This window comes from Actinomadura viridis, assembly GCF_015751755.1.
Classification (GTDB): domain Bacteria; phylum Actinomycetota; class Actinomycetes; order Streptosporangiales; family Streptosporangiaceae; genus Spirillospora; species Spirillospora viridis.
In genome coordinates, this window is sequence record NZ_JADOUA010000001.1 from 746,592 (window position 1) to 766,546 (window position 19,955).

The 19,955-nt window shown below is 73.9% G+C and carries 16 protein-coding genes and 1 riboswitch; of the genes, 12 read left to right on the forward strand and 4 right to left on the reverse strand.

Annotation, left to right across the window (positions count from 1 at the left end):
* On the forward strand, positions 1 to 1,794 hold the full coding sequence (locus IW256_RS03375) for a cell division protein PerM (protein ID WP_307828721.1): 1,794 nt from the start codon (positions 1 to 3) through the stop codon (positions 1,792 to 1,794).
* Between the two features lie 160 nt (positions 1,795 to 1,954).
* On the opposite strand, the gene IW256_RS03380 is transcribed toward IW256_RS03375, so the two are convergent.
* Positions 1,955 to 2,425 (reverse strand): hypothetical protein, encoded by a 471-nt coding sequence (locus IW256_RS03380; protein ID WP_197009549.1) that lies wholly within the window; start codon positions 2,423 to 2,425, stop codon positions 1,955 to 1,957.
* A gap of 119 nt (positions 2,426 to 2,544) precedes the next feature.
* Between IW256_RS03380 and purN the strand changes: the two genes are divergently transcribed.
* From purN to IW256_RS03400, 4 genes are all read left to right on the forward strand, one after another.
* Positions 2,545 to 3,216, forward strand: a complete 672-nt coding sequence (gene purN / locus IW256_RS03385; RefSeq protein ID WP_197009550.1) for a phosphoribosylglycinamide formyltransferase — start codon at positions 2,545 to 2,547, stop codon at positions 3,214 to 3,216.
* Positions 3,197 to 4,786, forward strand: a complete 1,590-nt coding sequence (gene purH, locus IW256_RS03390) for a bifunctional phosphoribosylaminoimidazolecarboxamide formyltransferase/IMP cyclohydrolase (RefSeq protein WP_307828722.1) — start codon at positions 3,197 to 3,199, stop codon at positions 4,784 to 4,786. Before purN ends, purH begins: the two co-directional genes overlap by 20 nt.
* Before the next feature lie 297 nt (positions 4,787 to 5,083).
* Positions 5,084 to 5,263: a hypothetical protein gene (locus tag IW256_RS03395; protein ID WP_197009552.1), complete on the forward strand. Its 180-nt coding sequence runs from the start codon at positions 5,084 to 5,086 to the stop codon at positions 5,261 to 5,263.
* An 87-nt stretch (positions 5,264 to 5,350) separates the two neighbouring features.
* A riboswitch (ZMP/ZTP riboswitch) is annotated at positions 5,351 to 5,437 on the forward strand.
* Positions 5,438 to 5,517: 80 nt separating this feature from the next.
* Positions 5,518 to 6,372, forward strand: coding sequence for a bifunctional methylenetetrahydrofolate dehydrogenase/methenyltetrahydrofolate cyclohydrolase (locus IW256_RS03400; protein WP_197009553.1), 855 nt, complete (start codon positions 5,518 to 5,520; stop codon positions 6,370 to 6,372).
* A 288-nt stretch (positions 6,373 to 6,660) separates the two neighbouring features.
* Here IW256_RS03400 and IW256_RS03405 read toward each other — a convergent pair whose 3' ends face one another.
* Entirely contained in the window at positions 6,661 to 7,383 is a 723-nt protein-coding gene (locus IW256_RS03405; protein ID WP_197009554.1) for an FHA domain-containing protein, read from the reverse strand.
* Between the two features lie 445 nt (positions 7,384 to 7,828).
* Between IW256_RS03405 and IW256_RS03410 the strand changes: the two genes are divergently transcribed.
* From IW256_RS03410 to IW256_RS03430, 5 genes are all read left to right on the forward strand, one after another.
* Positions 7,829 to 8,266, forward strand: coding sequence for a DUF3017 domain-containing protein (locus IW256_RS03410; protein WP_197009555.1), 438 nt, complete (start codon positions 7,829 to 7,831; stop codon positions 8,264 to 8,266).
* A gap of 151 nt (positions 8,267 to 8,417) precedes the next feature.
* Positions 8,418 to 9,635: an NADP-dependent isocitrate dehydrogenase gene (locus tag IW256_RS03415; RefSeq protein ID WP_197009556.1), complete on the forward strand. Its 1,218-nt coding sequence runs from the start codon at positions 8,418 to 8,420 to the stop codon at positions 9,633 to 9,635.
* 239 nt (positions 9,636 to 9,874) lie between these two features.
* The gene (locus tag IW256_RS03420) at positions 9,875 to 10,864 is read left to right on the forward strand and encodes a malate dehydrogenase (RefSeq protein ID WP_197009557.1); all 990 of its coding nucleotides are present in this window, start codon (positions 9,875 to 9,877) and stop codon (positions 10,862 to 10,864) included.
* A gap of 201 nt (positions 10,865 to 11,065) precedes the next feature.
* Complete coding sequence (locus IW256_RS03425; RefSeq protein WP_197009558.1) at positions 11,066 to 12,898, forward strand: HSP90 family protein; 1,833 nt, start codon at positions 11,066 to 11,068, stop codon at positions 12,896 to 12,898.
* Complete coding sequence (locus IW256_RS03430) at positions 12,895 to 15,615, forward strand: tetratricopeptide repeat protein (RefSeq protein WP_197009559.1); 2,721 nt, start codon at positions 12,895 to 12,897, stop codon at positions 15,613 to 15,615. The genes IW256_RS03425 and IW256_RS03430 overlap by 4 nt, the downstream gene beginning before the upstream one ends.
* 42 nt (positions 15,616 to 15,657) lie before the next feature.
* Here IW256_RS03430 and IW256_RS03435 read toward each other — a convergent pair whose 3' ends face one another.
* Together IW256_RS03435 and galE are read right to left on the reverse strand one after the other, a co-directional pair.
* Positions 15,658 to 16,968 (reverse strand): galactokinase, encoded by a 1,311-nt coding sequence (locus IW256_RS03435; protein WP_197009560.1) that lies wholly within the window; start codon positions 16,966 to 16,968, stop codon positions 15,658 to 15,660.
* Complete coding sequence (gene galE, locus IW256_RS03440; protein WP_197009561.1) at positions 16,965 to 17,930, reverse strand: UDP-glucose 4-epimerase GalE; 966 nt, start codon at positions 17,928 to 17,930, stop codon at positions 16,965 to 16,967. Before galE ends, IW256_RS03435 begins: the two co-directional genes overlap by 4 nt.
* Before the next feature lie 365 nt (positions 17,931 to 18,295).
* Here galE and trpS point away from each other — a divergent pair, with 365 nt between their 5' ends.
* Positions 18,296 to 19,378: a tryptophan--tRNA ligase gene (trpS, locus tag IW256_RS03445; protein ID WP_197016067.1), complete on the forward strand. Its 1,083-nt coding sequence runs from the start codon at positions 18,296 to 18,298 to the stop codon at positions 19,376 to 19,378.
* Entirely contained in the window at positions 19,368 to 19,907 is a 540-nt protein-coding gene (locus IW256_RS03450) for a 2'-5' RNA ligase family protein (protein ID WP_307828723.1), read from the forward strand. The genes trpS and IW256_RS03450 overlap by 11 nt, the downstream gene beginning before the upstream one ends.
* The last annotated feature ends 48 nt before the right edge of the window (positions 19,908 to 19,955 follow it).

The following is a 19,955-nucleotide window of genomic DNA, read 5'->3' on the forward strand; positions in this document are numbered from 1 at the left end:
GTGAACGAAGCGAGCCCCGGAAAGCGCGTCCAGCCGGAAGAGCCGCCGCGGACCGCCGTCCGCGGCGGATCCCGTCCCCTGTACGTGACCGGCCTGATCGGCGCGCTGTGGTCGATCGGCATCGGGCTCGCCGTGCTCACCACGATCACGCTCCTCGGCTGGATCGCCGCGCCCCGCACCGCCCTGGGCCCGGGGCTGCCCGGCGTCTTCCGCACGGCGGTCAACCTCTGGCTGGTGTCCCACCACGCCGGGTTCACCGTCTCCCACGGCCGGGTGGGCTTCCTGCCGCTGGGCCTCCTCGTTCTGCCCGGGGCCCTGCTCTACCGCAGCGGCGCCTGGATGGTCCGCGCCGCCGGAGTCCCGGGCCGCCCCCGCGTCGGGGTGGTGCACGTCGCCGCCGCCCTGGCCGTCCCGTACGCGATCCTGGCCGGCGGGCTCGCGCTCGCCGCCGCCACCCCGGCGGTCCGCCCGTCGGCCTGGCAGGCGCTGCTCGCCTGCTTCGTCGTCGCGCTGGCCGCGGGCGTGCTCGGCGCGGCCCGCGCGCTGGTCGCGGCGCGCGGCCGGCGGGTCCGTTCCGGGCTCGGCGCACTGCTCCGGCTGCTGCCCGGGCGCCCGCGCTCGCTGGTGGTCGGCGTGGCCGGGGCCACCGCCGTCCTGCTCGGCTCCGGCGCCGTGCTGGTGGGAGCGTCCCTGGCCCTGCACGTCCCGCAGGCGACCCGGCTCTACGACACGCTGGCGCCCGGCATCGTCGGCGGGATCCTGCTCCTCCTCCTGGAACTCGCCTTCCTCCCCAACGCGGTCATCTGGGGCATGGCGTACGCGATCGGCCCCGGATTCTCCGTGGGCGCGGGCACCGGCGTCTCGCCCTCGGGCGTCTTCCTGGACTTCGTGCCCACGTTCCCGCCGCTGGCCGCGCTGCCCGAGTCCGGCCCGGCCCCGCTGGTCTCGCTGGTCTCGCTGGCCGCTCCGTTCCTGGCCGGTGCCGTGGGCGGCGTCCTGACGATCCGCGCCCTGCCGAGCCCGGTGAACGAGGGCGCGCCGCTGTGGGGGTTCCTGTCCGGGGCCCTGACGGGTGCCGTCGCGGCGCTGCTGAGCGCCCTCGCCGGCGGCCCGCTGGGCGGCGGCCGGCTGGCCACCGTGGGCCCGTCCGCCTGGCAGGTCGGGCTCCTGGCGACGCTGGAGGTGGGCGTCGCCGCCGCGCTGGCGGCCTGGCTGGCCAACACCCGCGCCCTGCGCCGTGCCGCCGCGTCGGAACGCGCCGCGTCCGAGCGCGCGGCGGCCGGGCACGCCGCGCCTGAGGACGGGACGGCCGGGCATCCCGCGCCCGAGCCCGCCCCGTCGTCCCCGTCCGCCGGGCGATCCGGGAGAGCCGGGAGAACCCGCCGCCGCCGGTCCGTGCCGCCTCCCGAGACCGCCGCGCCGCCCGCTCCGCGCGAACCGGCCGTGCCGCTCGCCGCGCCCGTTCCGGCGCCCCCACCGCCCGTCCGCAAGCCCGCGCCGTACACCGACGACCCGCTGGAGTTCGAGGAGGCCGAGCCCGTCCTGGCCCCTCGGAGGCCGCCCGCCCGGCCCCGGGGGCGCCCGGAGCCGCCGCCCGCACCGCCCGCGGACCCCGCGCATCGCGCGGAGCCGGACTGGGACGTTGAGCCCGAGGCGGCCGTCGACCACCCCGAACCCGAACCCGACCTCGACTTGGGGCCGGTCCCGCCCGACGTTCCCGCTCCCCGCGAGGACCGCACCGAGACCCGGGGCGGCGCCATCTACGTCCTCAAAGAAGACCCGTACCAGGACTGAGGCACTGACCGCCGCCGTCAGGCAGGCCGCAGGCAAGACCCGCCGGACCGGCCGCCGCCGTCAGGCAGGCCGTGCCGATCGGGAGGCCGTGCCGATTGGACGCCGTGCTGCTTGGGCGCCGTGCTGCTTGGGCGCGAGGCCCTTCCGGAAACGAGGGGCGTCAGAACATGTCGCCGTAGCGGGACATGCTCCCGGCCGGAAGGTTGAGCTTCTTCTCGATGTCGGTGAAGTAGCGGTCGCGGCAGTTCTTCTCATCGGTGGTGGTGTTGGCCGAGGTCAGGCACGTCTGGTAACCGTTCAGCTCGGTCCACAGGAAGGCGGTCACGGCGAACCAGAAGCTCGCCATGGCCAGGCCGATCGCGCCCAGCACGATGCCGCCGACGGCGCCCGGCGCGCCCACGCGCCGCCGTCCCGCGCGCCTGCGGGCCCTGATCCCGACGACCAGCGCGGCGATGCCCAGGAACAGCCCGACCGGGAAGAAGAAGGGCGTCAGCAGCAGCGCACCGCCGCCGAGCCACAGTGCACGCCAGCCCGACCGGTCGGGCCCGCCGTCCGGACCCGCGGGGCCGCCGGTGGCGGGGGCGAACTCCCGGCCGGTGCCGTCGTCGCCCTGTCCCGGCTGCTCACTCACGTTCTTCCTCCCCTTCGATGCGGATGACGAGGCGCAGAGCAGGGCCGATAGGCTTTGCTACGCCCGGCGAAGCCGCGGGCCTCGCTCGAAGCTCATCGACCCATCGTCCACAAGGAGTCATGGTGTCCGCCCGGCTCGTCGTCCTCGTCTCCGGCGCGGGGACCAACCTACAGGCGCTGCTCGACGCTTGCGCGGATCCAGCCTACGGGGCACGGGTGGTCGCCGTCGGCGCGGACCGTGACGGAACGGGCGGCGTGCGCCGCGCGGAGAGCGCAGGACTGCCCACGTTCACCGTGCGGATCCCCGACTTCGCCGACCGCGACGCGTGGGACGAGGCGCTGGCCGACGCGGTCGCCGCGCACCGGCCCGACCTGGTGGTGTCCGCCGGGTTCATGAAGATCCTCGGACCCCGGTTCCTGGCCCGGTTCGGCGGCCGGACGATCAACACCCACCCCGCGCTGCTGCCGTCCTTCCCGGGGGCGCACGCCGTGCGGGACGCCCTGGCGTACGGGGTGAAGGTGACGGGCTGTACGGTGCACCTCGTCGACGAAGGCGTGGACACCGGGCCCGTCATCGCCCAGGAGGCCGTGCCCGTGCGCTGGCACGACGACGAAGACTCCCTGCACGAACGCATCAAGCAGGTGGAGCGCCGGCTCATGGTCGAGGTCGTGGGGCGGCTCGCCCGTGACGGCTGGACCCAGCAGGGCCGGCGGGTCTCGATGAAGTGCAGGACGTGCGACACGTCCGCAGACGATGAGGGGAGCACGCCCGGTGACTCGGGTCGCGAATGATTCTGGGGAGACCAGGGTCCCGATCAAGCGCGCGCTGATCAGCGTGTACGACAAGTCGGGCCTGGAGGAGCTGGCCGAGGGCCTGCACGAGGCCGGGGTGGAGATCGTCTCCACCGGTTCCACGGCGGGCCGGATCGCCGCCGCCGGGGTGCCGGTGATGAAGGTCGAGAAGCTCACCGGGTTCCCCGAGTGCCTGGACGGCCGGGTGAAGACCCTGCACCCGAAGGTGCACGCGGGGCTCCTGGCCGACCGCCGCAAGCAGGACCACCTGCAGCAGCTCGACGACCTCGGGGTCGAGCCGTTCGACCTCGCGGTGGTGAACCTCTACCCGTTCTCCGAGACCGTCGCCTCCGGCGCGGCCCCGGACGAGTGCGTCGAGCAGATCGACATCGGCGGCCCGACCATGGTCCGCGCCGCCGCCAAGAACCACGCGGGTGTCGCCGTGGTCGTGGACCCGTCCTCCTACGGCGGCGTCCTGGAGGCGGTACGGGCCGGCGGCTTCACCCTGGACGAGCGCCGGCGGCTGGCGGCGCGGGCGTTCGCGCACACCGCCGCCTACGACGTCGCGGTGGCGTCCTGGTTCGCGAGCGACCACGCCCCGGACGAGGTCGGCGCCGAGACGCGCTGGCCCGACTTCATGGGCGCCTCCTGGGAGCGGGCGGCCGTGCTCCGGTACGGGGAGAACCCGCACCAGCGCGCCGCGCTCTACCGGTCCGGCGGCGCCGCCGGGCTGGCGGGCGCGGAGCAGCTGCACGGCAAGGAGATGTCCTACAACAACTACGTGGACGCCGACGCCGCGCACCGCGCCGCCTACGACTTCGACGGCCCCGCCGTGGCGATCATCAAGCACGCCAACCCGTGCGGCATCGCGGTGGGCGCCGACGTGGCCGAGGCGCACCGCAAGGCGCACGCGTGCGACCCGGTCTCGGCGTACGGCGGCGTGATCGCGGTGAACCGCCCGGTGACGGCCGCGATGGCGGGCCAGGTGGCCGACGTCTTCACCGAGGTGCTGGTCGCGCCGGCGTTCGAGGACGAGGCGCTGGAGATCCTCACCCGGAAGAAGAACATCCGGCTGCTGCGGTGCCCGGACGGCCCGGCCGCGCCGGTGGAGTCCCGCCGCGTGGACGGCGGCCTGCTGGTGCAGACCGTGGACCGGGTGGACGCCCCCGGCGACGACCCGGCGAACTGGGAGCTGAAGACCGGCCGGGCGGCCGACGAGGCCACGCTGCGCGACCTGGCGTTCGCCTGGAAGGCGTGCCGGTCGGTGAAGTCCAACGCGATCCTGCTCGCCGCCGACGGCGCCACGGTCGGTGTCGGCATGGGGCAGGTCAACCGGGTCGACTCGGCGCGGCTGGCGGTGTCGCGGGCCGGTGCCGAGCGGGCGTCCGCCGCGGTCGGCGCGTCCGACGCCTTCTTCCCGTTCCCGGACGGGCTGCAGGTGCTCGCCGACGCCGGGGTGCGGGCGATCGTCGAGCCGGGCGGCTCCATCCGCGACGACGACGTGATCGCCGCCGCGGAGAAGGCCGGTGTCACGCTGTACTTCACCGGAGTGCGGCACTTCTTCCACTGAGCCCGCCGCTCCGCTGCTTCTGCGGTTCCGCTGGTTCCACGGTTCCGTTGGGCCTGCCGTTCCGCTGGTTCCGCTGGTTCCAGTGATTCACCGTCGTTCCGCGGTCCGCGGACGGTCTCCGGGCCGTCCGCGGACCGCGGTGTTTCGGCGGTTGTGGGCGATTTCGCCTGCCGCGGTTGGTAGCCTCGGCCGGGTCGCGCACCCCCTCCGTCCTCGCGATGACGTCCTCGCGGCCCGTCCTCGCGACGACCCCCGTTCCTCCCGTGCCCGGCGCGACCCGCACCGATGGAGCCGTGAATGGACGTTCTGGTGACCCTGCTGCTGGCGAGCGTGACCCAGGCCGCCTCCCTGCTCGCCGAGTCGCGCCAGATGGTCGGCCTCGCCGCCGCCCTCCTGGCGGCCCTGCTGGCCGCCCGGCTCGGCTGGCACGGAACCGACCGCCTGATCACCTGGCGGTCCCGCACCGACGAGGACTGAACCCCGCCCCACGCCTCGCGCCCGTCCGCGCCCGCCCCGCGCCCCCGTCCCGCGGGCCTCCTTGAGCGCGCCGGGCCCCGGATACGATGGCGGGGACGCGACTGGCGCGGTCAAGGTGGAGACGACCACCGGGGAGCGACGACGGTCCGTGCACCGCGCGCCTGGGTGAACGGGACCGAGCCGGGGCCACGCATGCCCGGGCACGCCCGAGACGGCCGGGCGGGCTCCCGGTCCAGATCAGCGCGGAGGTACGGATGACGGCACAGATCCTGGACGGCAAGGCCACCGCGGCGGAGATCCGGGCGGATCTCAAGGTGCGGGTGGACAGGCTGCGCGAGCGCGGCGTCACCGTCGGGCTCGGCACCGTGCTCGTGGGGGACGACCCCGGCAGCACCGCGTACGTCAACATGAAGCACCGCGACTGCGCCGAGGTGGGCATCGAGAGCATCCGCCGCGACCTGCCCGCCGACGCCACCCAGGACGACGTCGAACGGGCCGTCGCCGAGCTCAACGAGGACCCGGCCTGCACCGGCTACATCGTGCAGCTGCCGCTGCCCAAGGGCCTGGACGAGCAGCGCGTGCTGGAGCGCATCGACCCGCTCAAGGACGCCGACGGCCTGCACCCGATCAACCTGGGCCGGCTCGTCCTGATGCAGCCCGCGCCGCTGCCGTGCACCCCGAAGGGCATCGTGGAACTGCTCGGCCGCTTCGGCGTCCCGCTCCGGGGCGCCGAGGTGACGGTGATCGGCCGTGGTGTCACGGTGGGCCGCCCGCTCGGCCTGCTGCTCACCCGCCGCAGCGAGAACGCGACGGTGACGCTCTGCCACACCGGCACCCGCGACCTGGCCGAGCACACCCGGAAGGCCGACATCGTCGTGGCCGCGGCCGGCGTCCCCGGACTGATCACGGCGGACCTGGTCAAGCCCGGCGCCGCCGTGCTGGACGTGGGCGTCTCCCGGGTCGACGGCAAGCTCGCCGGCGACGTGGCCGCCGACGTGCGCGAGGTGGCCGGATGGGTCGCCCCCAACCCGGGCGGTGTCGGCCCCATGACGCGCGCCATGCTCCTGGCGAACGTGGTCGAGGCCGCCGAGGGCGCCGCCGCCTCCTGACGTACCCGGGGCTGACGTACTCGGGCCTGACGTACCCGGGGCTGACGTACTCGGGCTGATGTGCCCGGGCCTGACGGACTCGGGCCTGACGTACCCCCGGGGCTGACGTGCCCGGCGAGGATTGCCTCCGCGGGCCTGAGCGCCGTCCTCCACGACGCCCAGGCCCGCGACGCACTTTCTTCAAGGGTCCGCCCGCGGGGGCCGCACATGGAATGCGCGGCCCCCGCGGGCGGCGTCACGATCGTCCCCGATCAGCGCTACCCGGGGAGGGACGATCGCACGTTCACCTCAGCTCGCCCGGCGGCCCGCGGTCGTCGCCTGACGGCCCGGGCCGGTGACGTGTCCCGGGCCGTGGCCGGTCCCGGGGCGCCGTACTTCCGGGGGCCGGGTCCGTCCCGCGTCCATCGGCCGGTTCTGCTGGGGCACGTGCACCGGAGGGAGCGGACGGACGAGCCCCATCGCGATGACCTCGTTGGCCAGCCGGGTGCGCCGGTTGGCGCCCTCGGGGATGCGGAACTTCTGGTAGAGCCGCAGCAGGTGCTGCTTGACGGCCGCCTCGGTGACGACCAGGTCCGCGGCGATCTCCCGCGCCGTCGCCGGGGCGACGAACGCCTCGTCCGACAGGGCGGGACGGCACAGCGAGGTCAGGACATCGACCTCGCGGCGGGTGAGCTCGGGAGCCACGGCGCGCCGCAGCTCGACATCCGGGTCGACCTCCTCCCGGGGGATGCCCCCCATCCGGCAACGCGCCGTACCGAAGCTGACGACGTCGCCGTCCTCCAGGACGCGGCGGGCGATCGGGCGGCCGTTGACACGGGTCCCGTTACGGGAGAGCCCCATGTCGACGACGTAGACGTACGGGCCGCGCCGAACTATCTCTGCGTGCAATCGGGACACACTCGGGTCGTCGAGGCGGATGTCGACTCCCCGCCCTCGCCCGACCGTCGTGACGTCGGGGCGCAGCGGCACCACCAGCCCGCTGTCCTCGATCCGCATGAACGGCCCCTCCACGGCAGTCCTCCCAGCTAGTTAGCGACCCCTGTCTGGCGGGTTACCCGGCCGCGTTCCCGTCACACCCCCCTACTGGCCGGTAGGGCCGATGCCACAAGGCTTGTGGCGCCCATCGAGGGTTCTCCGGCCTCCTCTGTCACGCCCCAGAGGTGAAGACGTTGCGGCGAAAGCCCCTCCGGTGAGAGAAATTTCCGGCCGCGGGCGCCGGAGGCCGCAGGCAAGCACGAATCTTGACCGAACGCTGGTCGGTGCCCCGGAGAGTCGTTTCGCGGAGATTAATTTCGACAGTGCCAGTGAAGTTTCGTCGCCCGGCGTGTCGGGGTAACCCGTTGCCCTCGTGGCCTCCCGGTCACGCTCGGTGCCGGCCGGGGGCGCCGCGTGACGTCTGCCGCGGACCGTCGCAGGAATGTCGTGGGGCGCCTCCGGAACGGCTACGGTCTGATCCATGAGCACCGAGTTGCACCGGCGGCGGCGGAAGGCCCCCAAGGGAGGGGCGGCCGGGCCGCACTGGCTGGGCCAGCTGCCGTACCTGATCGTGCTGAGCGGCGTGGCGGCCGGGCTGGTGCTGTGCTCGTTCCACTACTTCCGCAAGGGCTCGGTGCTGATCGCCGCCGCGCTGCTGTTCGGTGCGCTCGCCCGCCTGCTCCTGCCGGAGTCCCAGCTCGGGATGCTCGCGGTGCGGAGCCGTTCGATCGACTGCTGGACGCTGGTCGTGCTGGGAGAGGCGGTCGCGTTCGTCGCGCTGAGCGTCCCGCCCATGAACAAGACGGGACTGGGCGTCGCCGCGGCCTTCGGAGTGCTGATCGCGCTCGTCTTCCTGGTACGCGGCGTCCGCTTCCTGCTCTCCGCCCGGGGCGGCCGGCCGGCGCGTCCGGAGACGTGAGGGACGGGTGAGAGTCCTGGTGAGAGACGTGTCGACGGCCGGGTCAAGCCCGGGTCGAGGTCAGGTCTAGACCTCCGGACACTCTCGGATAGCCTTCGCAGTTGAGCCTTACAAGGACTGCTGGCCGGTGTAGGAAAGGGACAGCAACAGCATGCCCAAGATCAAAGTAGCGGCCCCGGTCGTCGAGCTCGACGGCGACGAAATGACGCGGATCATCTGGAAATTCATCAAGGACCAGTTGATCCTGCCCTACCTCGACGTCGACCTGAAGTACTACGACCTCGGGATCGAGCATCGGGACGCGACCGATGACCAGGTCACGGTCGACGCCGCCAACGCCATCAAGCAGTACGGCGTCGGCGTCAAGTGCGCCACCATCACCCCCGACGAGGCCCGCGTCGAGGAGTTCGGCCTCAAGAAGATGTGGCGTTCCCCCAATGGAACGATCCGCAACATCCTCGGCGGCGTGGTGTTCCGGGAGCCGATCGTGGCCTCCAACATCCCGCGGCTCGTTCCGGGCTGGACCAAGCCGATCATCATCGGCCGGCACGCGCACGGCGACCAGTACCGCGCCACCGACTTCGTGGTGCCGGGCCCGGGCACGGTGACGATCACCTACACGCCCGAGGACGGCTCCGAGCCGATGGAGTTCGAGGTCGCCAAGTTCCCCGGCGGCGGCGTCGCCATGGGGATGTACAACTACGACGACTCGATCCGGGACTTCGCCCGGACCACCATGCGGTACGCGCTCAGCCGCGAGATGCCGCTGTACATGTCGACGAAGAACACCATCCTCAAGGCCTACGACGGCCGGTTCAAGGACCTCTTCCAGGAGATCTACGACGCCGAGTTCAAGGCCGACTTCGAGGCCAAGGGCCTGACCTACGAGCACCGGCTGATCGACGACATGGTCGCCGCCGCGCTCAAGTGGGACGGCGGCTTCGTCTGGGCGGCCAAGAACTACGACGGTGACGTGCAGTCCGACACCCTGGCCCAGGGCTTCGGGTCGCTCGGCCTGATGACCTCCGTGCTGATGACGCCGGACGGCAAGACCGTCGAGGCCGAGGCCGCGCACGGCACGGTGACCCGGCACTACCGGCAGCACCAGCAGGGCAAGCCGACCTCCACCAACCCGATCGCCTCGATCTTCGCGTGGACCCGCGGCCTCCAGCACCGCGGCAAGCTCGACAGCACCCCCGAGGTCGCCGGCTTCGCCGACGCCCTGGAGAGGGTGTGCGTGGAGACCGTCGAGGGCGGCCAGATGACCAAGGACCTGGCCCTGCTCGTCGGCAGGGACACGCCCTGGCTGACCACCCAGGAGTTCCTGGAGGCGCTGGACACCAACCTCCAGAAGAAGATGAACGGCTGACCTTCCAGCCCTCGCCCGCTCCGCGCGGGCAGCGGTGCGCAGGCCGTCCCGGGGACCCCGGGGCGGCCTGCGCCGTTCCCGCCGTACCTGCCCGCCCCGGACGCGGCGGCGCGCGATAGCCTGGCCGGTGGAATATCTCGACGACGAGAGAACCCGCGTGGTGGTCGCTCTCGGACGGTCGGGTTCGAGAACGAGGGATGGCCGCCTGAGCCCGTCCGGTCACAGGAGAAGAAGAGGCAATGACCCGCACCCCAGTCAACGTCACCGTCACCGGCGCCGCCGGCCAGATCGGCTACGCGCTGCTCTTCCGTATCGCGTCCGGCCAGCTCATGGGCGCCGACACCCCCGTACGCCTGCGCCTGCTGGAGATCCCGCAGGCGGTCAAGGCGGCCGAGGGCACCGCCATGGAGCTGGACGACTGCGCCTTCCCGCTGCTGGACGGGGTGGACATCTTCGACGACCCCGTGAAGGCGTTCGACGGCGTCAACGTCGCGCTGCTGGTCGGCGCCCGGCCCCGGACCAAGGGCATGGAGCGCGGTGACCTGCTGGAGGCCAACGGCGGCATCTTCAAGCCGCAGGGCGAGGCGATCAACGCCGGCGCCGCCGACGACGTCAAGGTCCTCGTGGTCGGCAACCCGGCCAACACCAACGCGCTCATCGCCCAGCAGCACGCCCCGGACGTCCCCGCCGCGCGCTTCACCGCCATGACCCGGCTGGACCACAACCGGGCGCTCGCGCAGCTGTCGAAGAAGGCGGGCGTGACGGTCTCCGACATCAAGAAGATGACCATCTGGGGCAACCACTCGGCCACCCAGTACCCCGACATCGTCCACGCCGAGATCGCCGGCAAGAGCGCCGCCGAGACCGTGAACGACCAGGCGTGGCTGGAGAACGACTTCATCCCGACCGTGGCCAAGCGCGGCGCCGCCATCATCGAGGCCCGCGGCGCGTCCTCGGCCGCCTCGGCCGCGTCGGCCGCCGTCGACCACGTGCACACCTGGGTGCACGGCACGGCGGAGGGCGACTGGACCTCCATGGCCGTGGTGTCGGACGGCTCCTACGGTGTGCCCGAGGGCCTGATCTCCTCGTTCCCGGTGACCACCCGGGGCGGCGAGTGGGAGATCGTGCAGGGCCTGGAGATCGACGACTTCTCCCGGGCGCGGATCGACGCCTCCGTGGCGGAGCTGGCCGAGGAGCGCGACAGCGTCCGCAAGCTCGGCCTGATCTGACCCGTACCACTGCGAACGGCTCGCGCGAGCCCCGGACCGCGGCGTCCGGGGCTCGCCGCCGTTCACGGCGTGGGGACGGCAGGTGGAATCGGCGGTTATGGGGTTGTTCCGCGGCTAGGCTGACTGGTCGTCCCGCCGCCCGCCGCCCCATGCGCTGGAGCGGGCGGGACGCGGGCATCGGGCGGGCGAAGGGACGGCGGCGTGGAACAGGCGTTTCAGGTAGATCTTCGTGGCGTGGTGGACCTGCTGAGCAGGCATCTCTACTCCAGCCCGCGGGTCTACCTGCGGGAGCTGCTCCAGAACGCGGTGGACGCCATCACGGCGCGCGGCCCGGCCGGCGCGCCCGGGACGGTCCGGATCGAGACCGGCGGCGGCGTGCTGCGGGTGCACGACGACGGGGTCGGCCTCACCGAGGAGGAGGTGCACCGGCTGCTGGCCACCATCGGCCGCTCCTCCAAGCGCGACGAGCTGGGCTTCGCCCGCCACGACTTCCTCGGCCAGTTCGGCATCGGGCTCCTGTCGGGCTTCCTGGTCGCCGACGAGATCGAGGTCGTCACCCGCTCCGCGCGCCCCGGCGGAGGGGCCGGTGGCGATACAGGCGACGGCGGGGGAGAACCGCCCGCGGCCGTCCGCTGGAGGGGTTTCGCCGACGGCCGCTACACGGTCGAGCCCGCCGAGCGGGACGCGCCGGGCACCACGGTCACGCTGCGTCCCCGCCCCGGGTCCGCCGAGCTGCTCGCCCCGGAGATCGTCCAGGGGCTGGCGCGGTCGTACGGGTCGCTGCTGCCGATCGGGCTGACCGTCGACGGCGTCCCGGTCACCGGGGACGGGCCGCCCTGGCGGGCCGCGCATCCCGACCCCGCCCGCCGCCGCCGCGCCCTGGACGCCTACTGCCGGGAGCTGTACGGGTTCGAGCCGTTCGACGTCATCGACCTGGAGGTGCCCGAGGCCGGGCTGACCGGCGTCGCCTTCGTGCTGCCGCAGCCGGTCGCGCCGACCGCCCGCGGCGCGCACCGGGTCTACCTCAAGCGGATGCTGCTGGCCGAGAACGTGGAGGGGCTGCTCCCCGAGTGGGCGTTCTTCGTGCGCTGCGTGGTGGACGCGGGCGAGCTGCGGCCGACGGCGAGCCGTGAGGCGCTCTACGAGGACGAGCTGCTGGAGACCACCCGGGACGCGCTGGGCGAGCGGCTGCGCCAGTGGCTGGTCCGGCTGGCCGAGACCGACCCGGGCCGCCTGCGCGGCTTCCTGCGGCTGCACCAGCTCGGCGTCAAGGCGATGGCGCTGCACGACGACGACATGCTGCGCATCGTGGACCGCTGGCTGGAGTTCGAGACCTCGGCCGGGCCCATGACGCTGGCGGAGTTCCGGCGGCGGCACGCCGACCCCCGCTACGTGACCAGCGTGGAGGAGTTCCGGCGGCTGTCGGCGGTGTCGGGCGCGCAGGGCGTCGGGCTGGTCAACGGCGGCTACGTGCACGACACCGAGATCATCGAGCGGCTCGCCGGCATCGATCCCGGCGCCCGGCTGCGCCGCCTGGACCCGTCCGAGCTGACCACCCACTTCGGGGTGCTCGACCCCGCGGCGGAGCTGGCCCTGCGGCCGTTCCTGGCCGCGGCGCAGCGGGCGGTGGAACGGCTCGGCTGCGAGGTGGTGATCCGCGACTTCGACCCGGCGTCCCTGCCCGCGCTGTACCTCACCAGCCGTTCCGCCCGGCACCAGGCGGAGATGGCGGAGGCCCGGGAGATGGCCGACGACCTGTGGTCGGACGTGCTGGGCGCGTTGAACGGCGCGGTCGACGCCGACCGGCCGCAGCTGGTGCTCAACCACCGCAATCCGCTGGCGCGCAGGGTCACCTCCCTGACCGGGGAGGGCCTGATCGAGCTCGCGGTCCAGGGCCTGTACGGGCAGGCCCTGCTGTTCGGCCAGCATCCGTTGCGCCCCGCCGACACCGCGGCGCTGAACCGCTCGTTCCTCGGCCTGCTGGAGTGGGCCATGCACGGTTCGGACGGGCACGAGCCAGGAGACACCAAGTGAGTCTTGAGCAGGTCCAGGAGCTGATGGAGCGGGCGTACGCCCTGCCCTACGGCGAGGCGCGCACCGTCCTGACCGAGGAGGCGCTGCGCCGCGCGGAGGAGACCGGCGACGCCGCGCTGACCTTCCAGGTGCGGATGGAGCTCGGCAGCGCGTACCAGTTCGGCGGCGAGCCGATCAAGACGTTCACCACGTTCAGCCGCTGCCTGGCCGAGTACGACGCGGACCCCGCGGGCCTGGGGCCGTCGGCCGAGCACCGGCTGCTGTGGCAGTTCAAGTGGATCGCGTACTCGCTCACGCAGTTCCCCGAGGTGCCGCTGGACCGCACCCGTTCGGTGCTGGACGACATGGAGCGCCGCTACAAGGCGGGCGGGCACAGCCTCCAGGCGGTCTACGGCAGGCGGACCCGCATCGCCCAGCATCTCGGCAACGACGGCGCCGCCGACCGCTGGTTCGCGCTGTGGCACACCACCCCGCGCGACGAGCTGTCGGACTGCGCCGGCTGCGACCCGAGCGGCAAGGCGTCCTACCTGGGCTGGCGGGGCCGCGACGACGAGGCGCTGGCCGTCTCCGAGCCGGTCCTGCGGGAGGAGCTGAACTGCGCCGAGCAGCCCCAGTCCATCCTCAGCAGCCTGCTGCCGGTCTTCCTGCGGACGGGACGGCTGGAGGAGGCCCGCAACGCCCACCTGCGCGCGTACCGCCTGATGCGGGCCCGGCTGAACGAGCTGGGCTACATCGGCGACCACGTGGAGTTCTGCGCCCGGACCGGCAACGAGGCCCGCGGGCTGGAGATCGTCCAGCGCCATCTGGGCTGGCTGGACCGCGCCCCCAGCCCGTACGCGGACATGCGCTTCTCCGCCGCGGCGGCGCTGCTGCTGCGCCGGGTGGAGGAGGCGGGGCACGGCGAGCTGGCGATCGCGCGTCCCGGCGGGGACGGCGAGGCGCCGGACGCGGCCGAGCCCGCGGGACCGGCGGAGGTGGCCGTCGGTGACCTGCGCGCCGAGCTGACCACGCGCGCGCTGGAGCTGGCCGCCAGGTTCGACGCCCGCAACGGCAACGAGCACCAGAGCGGTCTCGTCCGGGCGCTCCTGGAGGCCGAGCCGCTGGTCGACCACCTGCCGCTGACGCAGTACGACCGCCACCCGGTGAGCGTCGCGGTCCCGGCGCCCGCCCCCGAGGAGATCCCCGGCCACGCGGACGTCGACGACCTCGACGCGCTCCTCGACATCGGCGAGGAGGAGTGGTCGGCGGGCCGGATCGACCGGGCGGGCGCGGCGTGGCGGCGCTTCGACGAGCTGGCCGGGGACGCCTCCCTGACCGTGGCGCAGCGGGCGCGGCGGGTCGACGGGCGCGGGGTGGAGCGGTTCGCCGAGGACGACCCCGACGCGGCGCTGGCCGACTGGCTGCGCGCCGCCGAGCTGTACGAGGAGGCCGGCGACGAGGTGGCGCGGCACGCCGCGCTCGGCCGCGCCGGGACGATCCACTGCGGCCAGGGCCGGCTCGACGAGGGGTTCGCGCTGCTGCGGGACGCCGTGGCCTATTTGGACGAGCACGCCGCCGGCACCAAGCGGGCGTTCGCCGCCCGGATGCGGCTGGCGGGGGCCCTCCTGAACGCCGAGCGGCCGCAGGAGGCCCTGACGGCCCTGGACGGCCTCGTCCCCGCCACGCCCGGCGACACCGGCGACCTCGCGCTGATGCGCGCCCGGCTCATGTACGCGCTGGGGGACGCCGACGCCGCCGCGCCCGCCCTGGAGGAGGCCCGTGCCGCCCTGCGCGAGAGCGGCGACATGGCTCCGCTGGCGGAGGCGTCGCTGATGCTGGGCACGCTGCTCGCCCACCGGGGGCACCGGACGCCCGAGGGCGAGGAGATCCTGAACGAGGCGCTGGCGGTGCTCGACGAGGCCGTCTCGTCCGCGCGGGCCACCGCCGACCCGCGGCTGACCGCGATCACGCACGCCGAGCGCGGCACCCTGCTGCTGTCGCTGGACCGCCCGGTGGACTCCGTCCCCGACTCGGTCGAGGCGGTCGCCGCGTTCACCGCCCTGGGCGCCACCGTCCAGGCCGCGTACGCGCGCCTTGACCTGGCCAACGGCTACTACGCGACCGGCAGGCACCTGGAGGCGGCGGAGACGGCCGAGGAGGCGGTGGCGATCCTGTCCCGGCTCGACGACCCCGACGCCCACCGCAGGGGCCGGCTGCTGCTCGCGCACGCGCAGGCGGAGCTGGGCGAGGAGCAGGCCGCCGACCTGTTCACCGAGCTGTCCGGGGAGCAGGGCGAGGACACGGCGTCGGCCGCGCGGCTGCTGGAGATGGCCGGTGAGGTGCTCACCCGGCTCGACAAGGACGGCCTGGCCGCCGAGCGGTTCGAGACGGCCGCGGACACGTTCGCCGCCGCCGGGGACCCGTACGGCGTCGTCCGGACCCGCAGGCAGGCCGGGCTGTGCCGCCTCTGGAGCCGCCGGCCGGAGGAGGGCCTGGCGCAGATGGAACGGGCGCGTGCCGCCCTCGCCGACCTTCCCGCGGCCAACCCGGCGGCGATCACCTGGGAGACCGGGCGGGTGTCCTACGACGAGGCCCGCCTGCTGGCCGAGGTCGGCCGGCTCGACGAGGCGCTGGAGCGGGTGGACGCGGCGATCGCCGCCTTCGGGGAACTGGACGAGAAGGACGCGGCGGAGACCGCGACGCGGCTGCGCGGCGAGATCGAGTCCGCCCTGGCCTGACGCGGCGGTGCGGTGGCGCCGCCCGGCACCCGGCCCTTCCGGTCAGCCGGGTGCCAGGCGGCGGGCCCCCGGCGCGGGAACGGCCTCCAGGAAGCCGGGGTCGGCGAGGCCGCGTGCCCGGTACGCGGCGGTGATCGCGTCCCGGACGCCCTCGGCCCGGCCGGACGCCGCGAGCACGATGACCGAGCCGCCGAACCCGCCGCCGACCATCCGCCCGCCGCGGGCGCCCGCCCTCAGCGCCGCCTCGACCGTCAGGTCGGCCTCCGGCCACGACACCTCGTACTGGTCGCGCAGCGACAGGTGGGACGCCGTCAGCATGGCCCCCAGCTCGGTCTCCGCCCCGGCGCGCAGCAGCCCGGCGGTCGCCTCGACCCGGTGGTTCTCGGTGACCACGTGCTGCGTGCGGCGGCGCAGCACCGGGTCGTCCAGGCGGGACAGCGCGGCGGCGAGGTCCTTCACGTCCCGGAGCGCCGGGACGCCCAGCAGCGCGGCGGCCCGCTCGCACTCGGCCCGGCGCCGCCCGTACCCGCCGCCGGGCAGGTGGTCACCGCCGGCGAGGTCGTGCCGGACGCCGGTGTCGACGACCAGCAGCGTCAGCCCCTTGCCGGGCAGGTCCAGCGGCACCTGCGCGGACAGCCCGGTGCGGCAGTCGAGCATCAGGGCGTGCCCCGCCGTGCACAGCAGGGACGCCGCCTGGTCCATGAGCCCGCAGGGCACGCCCACGTACTCGTGCTCGGCCCGCTGGGCCAGGCGGGCCAGCCCGGCGCGGTCGGACGCCAGGTCGTCCCGCCCGTACAGGTCGCACAGCGCCAGCGCGGTCGCGCATTCCAGCGCCGCCGAGGAGGACAGCCCGGCGCCCCACGGCAGATCGGAATCGAACAGCAGCGAGGCGCCCCCGATGCCGAGCTCCCGCAGGAGCGCGGCCACGCCGACCGGGTAGGCCGCCCACCGCTCGCGCTCCGACCATCCCCGGACGGCGTCCGGCCCGAACCCGTCGAGAGGGACAGAAAGACCGGTTTCACCGTCGTTCCGGGAGGACGGCCCCGACGACCCCCCAGAATCCCCGGCACGCGCCGCGCCGCCATCCCTCGCTTCGCCGCGGATACCGGCGAACTGCAGCGACCGCACCTCCAGCACGCCGTCGTCGCGCCGTGCCGCGGCCACCGAGACGCCCCGGCCCAGTGCGAACGGCAGGACGAGGCCGTCGTTGTAGTCGGTGTGCTCGCCGATGACGTTGATCCGCCCGGGGGCGTGCCAGACGCCCTCGGGGGGACGGCGGTACGCCTCGGTGAACGCGGCGGCGAGCGGCTCGGCGCGGTCGCGGTCGCCGGGGGCGGCGGGCGCGGAGGTCATCGGGACCGGAGGAAGGTCCAGGCGTCGGCGACCATCGCGCGCAGGTCCCGCTCGGGCTTCCAGCCCAGCTCCGACCTGATCTTGTCGGACGAGGCCACCAGCACCGCCGGGTCGCCGGGCCGCCGGGCGCCCACCTCCATCGGGATCGGGTGGCCGGTCACCTCGCGGCACACCTCGACGACCTCCCGGACCGAGAACCCGCTGCCGTTGCCGAGGTTGAAGATCTGGTGGGTGCCGGGCGCGCACGCCTCCAGCGCCAGCAGGTGCGCCAGGCCGAGGTCGACCACGTGGATGTAGTCGCGCAGGCAGGTGCCGTCCGGCGTCGGGTAGTCGTCGCCGAACACGTTGACCGCCTCCCGCTCGCCCAGCGCGACCTTCAGCACGTTGGGGATCAGGTGGGTCTCCACGGTGTGCCGCTCGCCCTGGCCGCCGTCCCCCGCGAGCCGGGCCCCGGCGACGTTGAAGTAGCGCAGCGAGACGCCGCCGATGCCGAACAGCCGGGCGTACTCGGCGAGCGTGGTGTCGATCGCCAGCTTGGTCGCGCCGTAGGGGTTGGTGGGCCGGGTCGGGTCGGTCTCCACGATCGGCGTGGACTCCGGCTCGCCGTAGGTCGCCGCCGTGGACGAGAAGACGATCCGGCGCACCCCGGCGACGCGCATCGCGTCCAGCAGGGCCAGCGACTCGCCCAGGTTCTTGTCCCAGTAGAGCCACGGCTTCTCCACCGACTCGCCCACCAGGGACTTGGCCGCGAAGTGCAGGACCGCGTCGAAGCCCGCGCCCTCCAGCACCCGCGGCGCCTCGTCCCGCAGCGTGCCCCGGACCAGCCGGGCGCCCTCCGGGACCGCGTCCTCGTGCCCGGTGGACAGGTCGTCGAGCACGACCACCTCGTGCCCTGCCTCCAGCAGCTGGGCGGAGACGACGCTGCCGATGTAGCCGGCTCCTCCGGTGACGAGCAGCTTCACAGAAAGACCTCCTGGTCGTGTGTTTCGTTCGGACGATGTCGCGGGGACACCGGGTGCGAGGGCCCGCCTGCGGAGACGCCGTCCAGGCTATCCGGAACCCCGGCCGGGGACGGGCGAACCGGTAGCCTGGACGGCCTCGCGGCCCGGCGGCGTGGAGGAGAACGGACCCCGGCCATGGACGATCGCACCGGAGCCCCTCACGCCCTCGCCACGCGCCGCGGATCCGGCCGCCCGGCCGCCGGCCGCCCGGCCCCGCGCCGCCGATCGGAACCGTCCGCCGACGGAGCCTCCGGCGCCCGCGCCCCCGAGGGCGCCCCGCCGGTGACGCCGTCCCCCGAGAGACCTGAGAGAATCGAACCGTGACCATGTCCGAAGCGTCCAACCCCGCCAGTGCCGTGACCGGTGCCGAGGCCGGCACCGCGACCCCGCGCGTGCTGTCCGGCATCCAGCCGACCGCCGACTCCTTCCACCTCGGCAACTACCTCGGCGCGCTGCGGCAGTGGGTCGCGCTCCAGGACACCCACCAGGCGTTCTACTGCGTGGTCGACCTGCACGCGATCACGGTCGAGCACGACCCCGCGACGCTGCGCCGCCGCACCCGGGTGGCGGTCGCGCAGCTGCTGGCGATGGGCCTGGACCCCGAACGGGCCACCCTGTTCGTGCAGAGCCAGGTCCCCGAGCACGCCGAGCTGGCCTGGGTGCTGGGCTGCATCACCGGGTTCGGCGAGGCCGGCCGGATGACCCAGTTCAAGGACAAGTCGGCCAAGCAGGGCACCGGCGGCACCACCGTCGGCCTGTTCACCTACCCGATCCTGCAGGCCGCCGACATCCTCCTCTACACGCCCGAGCCGGGCCCCGGCGAGCGCGTGTTCCAGGTCCCGGTCGGCGAGGACCAGCGGCAGCACCTGGAGCTCACCCGCACCCTGGCGCAGCGGTTCAACCACCGGTTCGGCGACACGTTCGTGCTGCCCGAGGCGTACATCCCCGAGAACGCCGCGAAGATCACCGACCTCCAGGAGCCGACCGCCAAGATGAGCAAGTCGGCCTCCTCGCCGCAGGGCATCATCGACGTGCTGGAGGAGCCCGGCCCGATGCGCAAGAAGATCATGCGCGCGGTCACCGACACCGGCACCGAGGTCCGCTACGACGAGGAGAACAAGGCGGGCGTCACCAACCTCCTGCGCATCTACTCCGCGCTCGACGGCGCACCGATCGCCGATCTGGAGCGTCGCTACGAGGGTGCCGGGTACGGGCAGTTCAAGAAGGACCTCGCCGCGCTGGTCCTGGACACCTTCACACCGATCCGCGAGCGGGCCCTCAAGCTACTGGACGACCAGGACCAGCTGGACCGCGTCCTGGACGAGGGCGCCGCGCGGGCGGGCGAGGTCGCCCGGCGGACGATGGAGGTCGTGCGTGAACGCGTGGGATTCGCGGGACGTGGCCACTGAGCCCTCGCGCACGATCGGGGTGGCGATCCCGATCCCGGACCCGTACGGCGCCCAGCTGCAGCGCCTGCGGGGGGCTCTCGGCGATCCGCTCGCCCATGCGATCCCGACCCACATCACGCTGGTGCCGCCCACCGAGGTCGGCGCGGACGCGCTGGGCGTGATCGAGGACCACCTCCGGGAGGTCGCGGGCACCGAGCAGCCGTTCGGGATCAGGCTGCGCGGCACCGCCACGTTCCGCCCGGTCTCGCCGGTGGTGTTCATCGCGCTGGCCGAGGGGATCGGGGGCTGCGAGCGGCTGCAGAGCCGGGTGATGGCCGGCCCGCTCGCCGCCGAGCTGCCCTTCCCGTACCACCCGCACGTGACGGTGGCGCACCACCTGCCCGAGGAGGTCATGGACCGGGCCTTCAAGGACCTCGCCGGGTACGAGGCGGCGTTCGAGGTCCGCGGCTTCTCGCTGTACGAGCACGGCGCCGACGGCGTCTGGCGGCCCCGGCGCCACTTCGCGTTCGCCGCCCCCGGCAGCGGGTGACCACCCGATCACCCGGGGGAGCATCGACCACCCCAAGCTGGGTACATT

Coding starts and splice junctions, on each gene's coding strand:
- purN (WP_197009550.1), top strand. CDS start 2,545: ATGGTGTCCGCCCGGCTCGTCGTCCTCGTCTCCGGCGCGGGGACCAAC.
- IW256_RS03395 (WP_197009552.1), top strand. CDS start 5,084: ATGGACGTTCTGGTGACCCTGCTGCTGGCGAGCGTGACCCAGGCCGCC.
- IW256_RS03400 (WP_197009553.1), top strand. CDS start 5,518: ATGACGGCACAGATCCTGGACGGCAAGGCCACCGCGGCGGAGATCCGG.
- IW256_RS03410 (WP_197009555.1), top strand. CDS start 7,829: ATGAGCACCGAGTTGCACCGGCGGCGGCGGAAGGCCCCCAAGGGAGGG.
- IW256_RS03415 (WP_197009556.1), top strand. CDS start 8,418: ATGCCCAAGATCAAAGTAGCGGCCCCGGTCGTCGAGCTCGACGGCGAC.
- IW256_RS03420 (WP_197009557.1), top strand. CDS start 9,875: ATGACCCGCACCCCAGTCAACGTCACCGTCACCGGCGCCGCCGGCCAG.
- IW256_RS03435 (WP_197009560.1), bottom strand. CDS start 16,968: ATGACCTCCGCGCCCGCCGCCCCCGGCGACCGCGACCGCGCCGAGCCG.
- trpS (WP_197016067.1), top strand. CDS start 18,296: ATGTCCGAAGCGTCCAACCCCGCCAGTGCCGTGACCGGTGCCGAGGCC.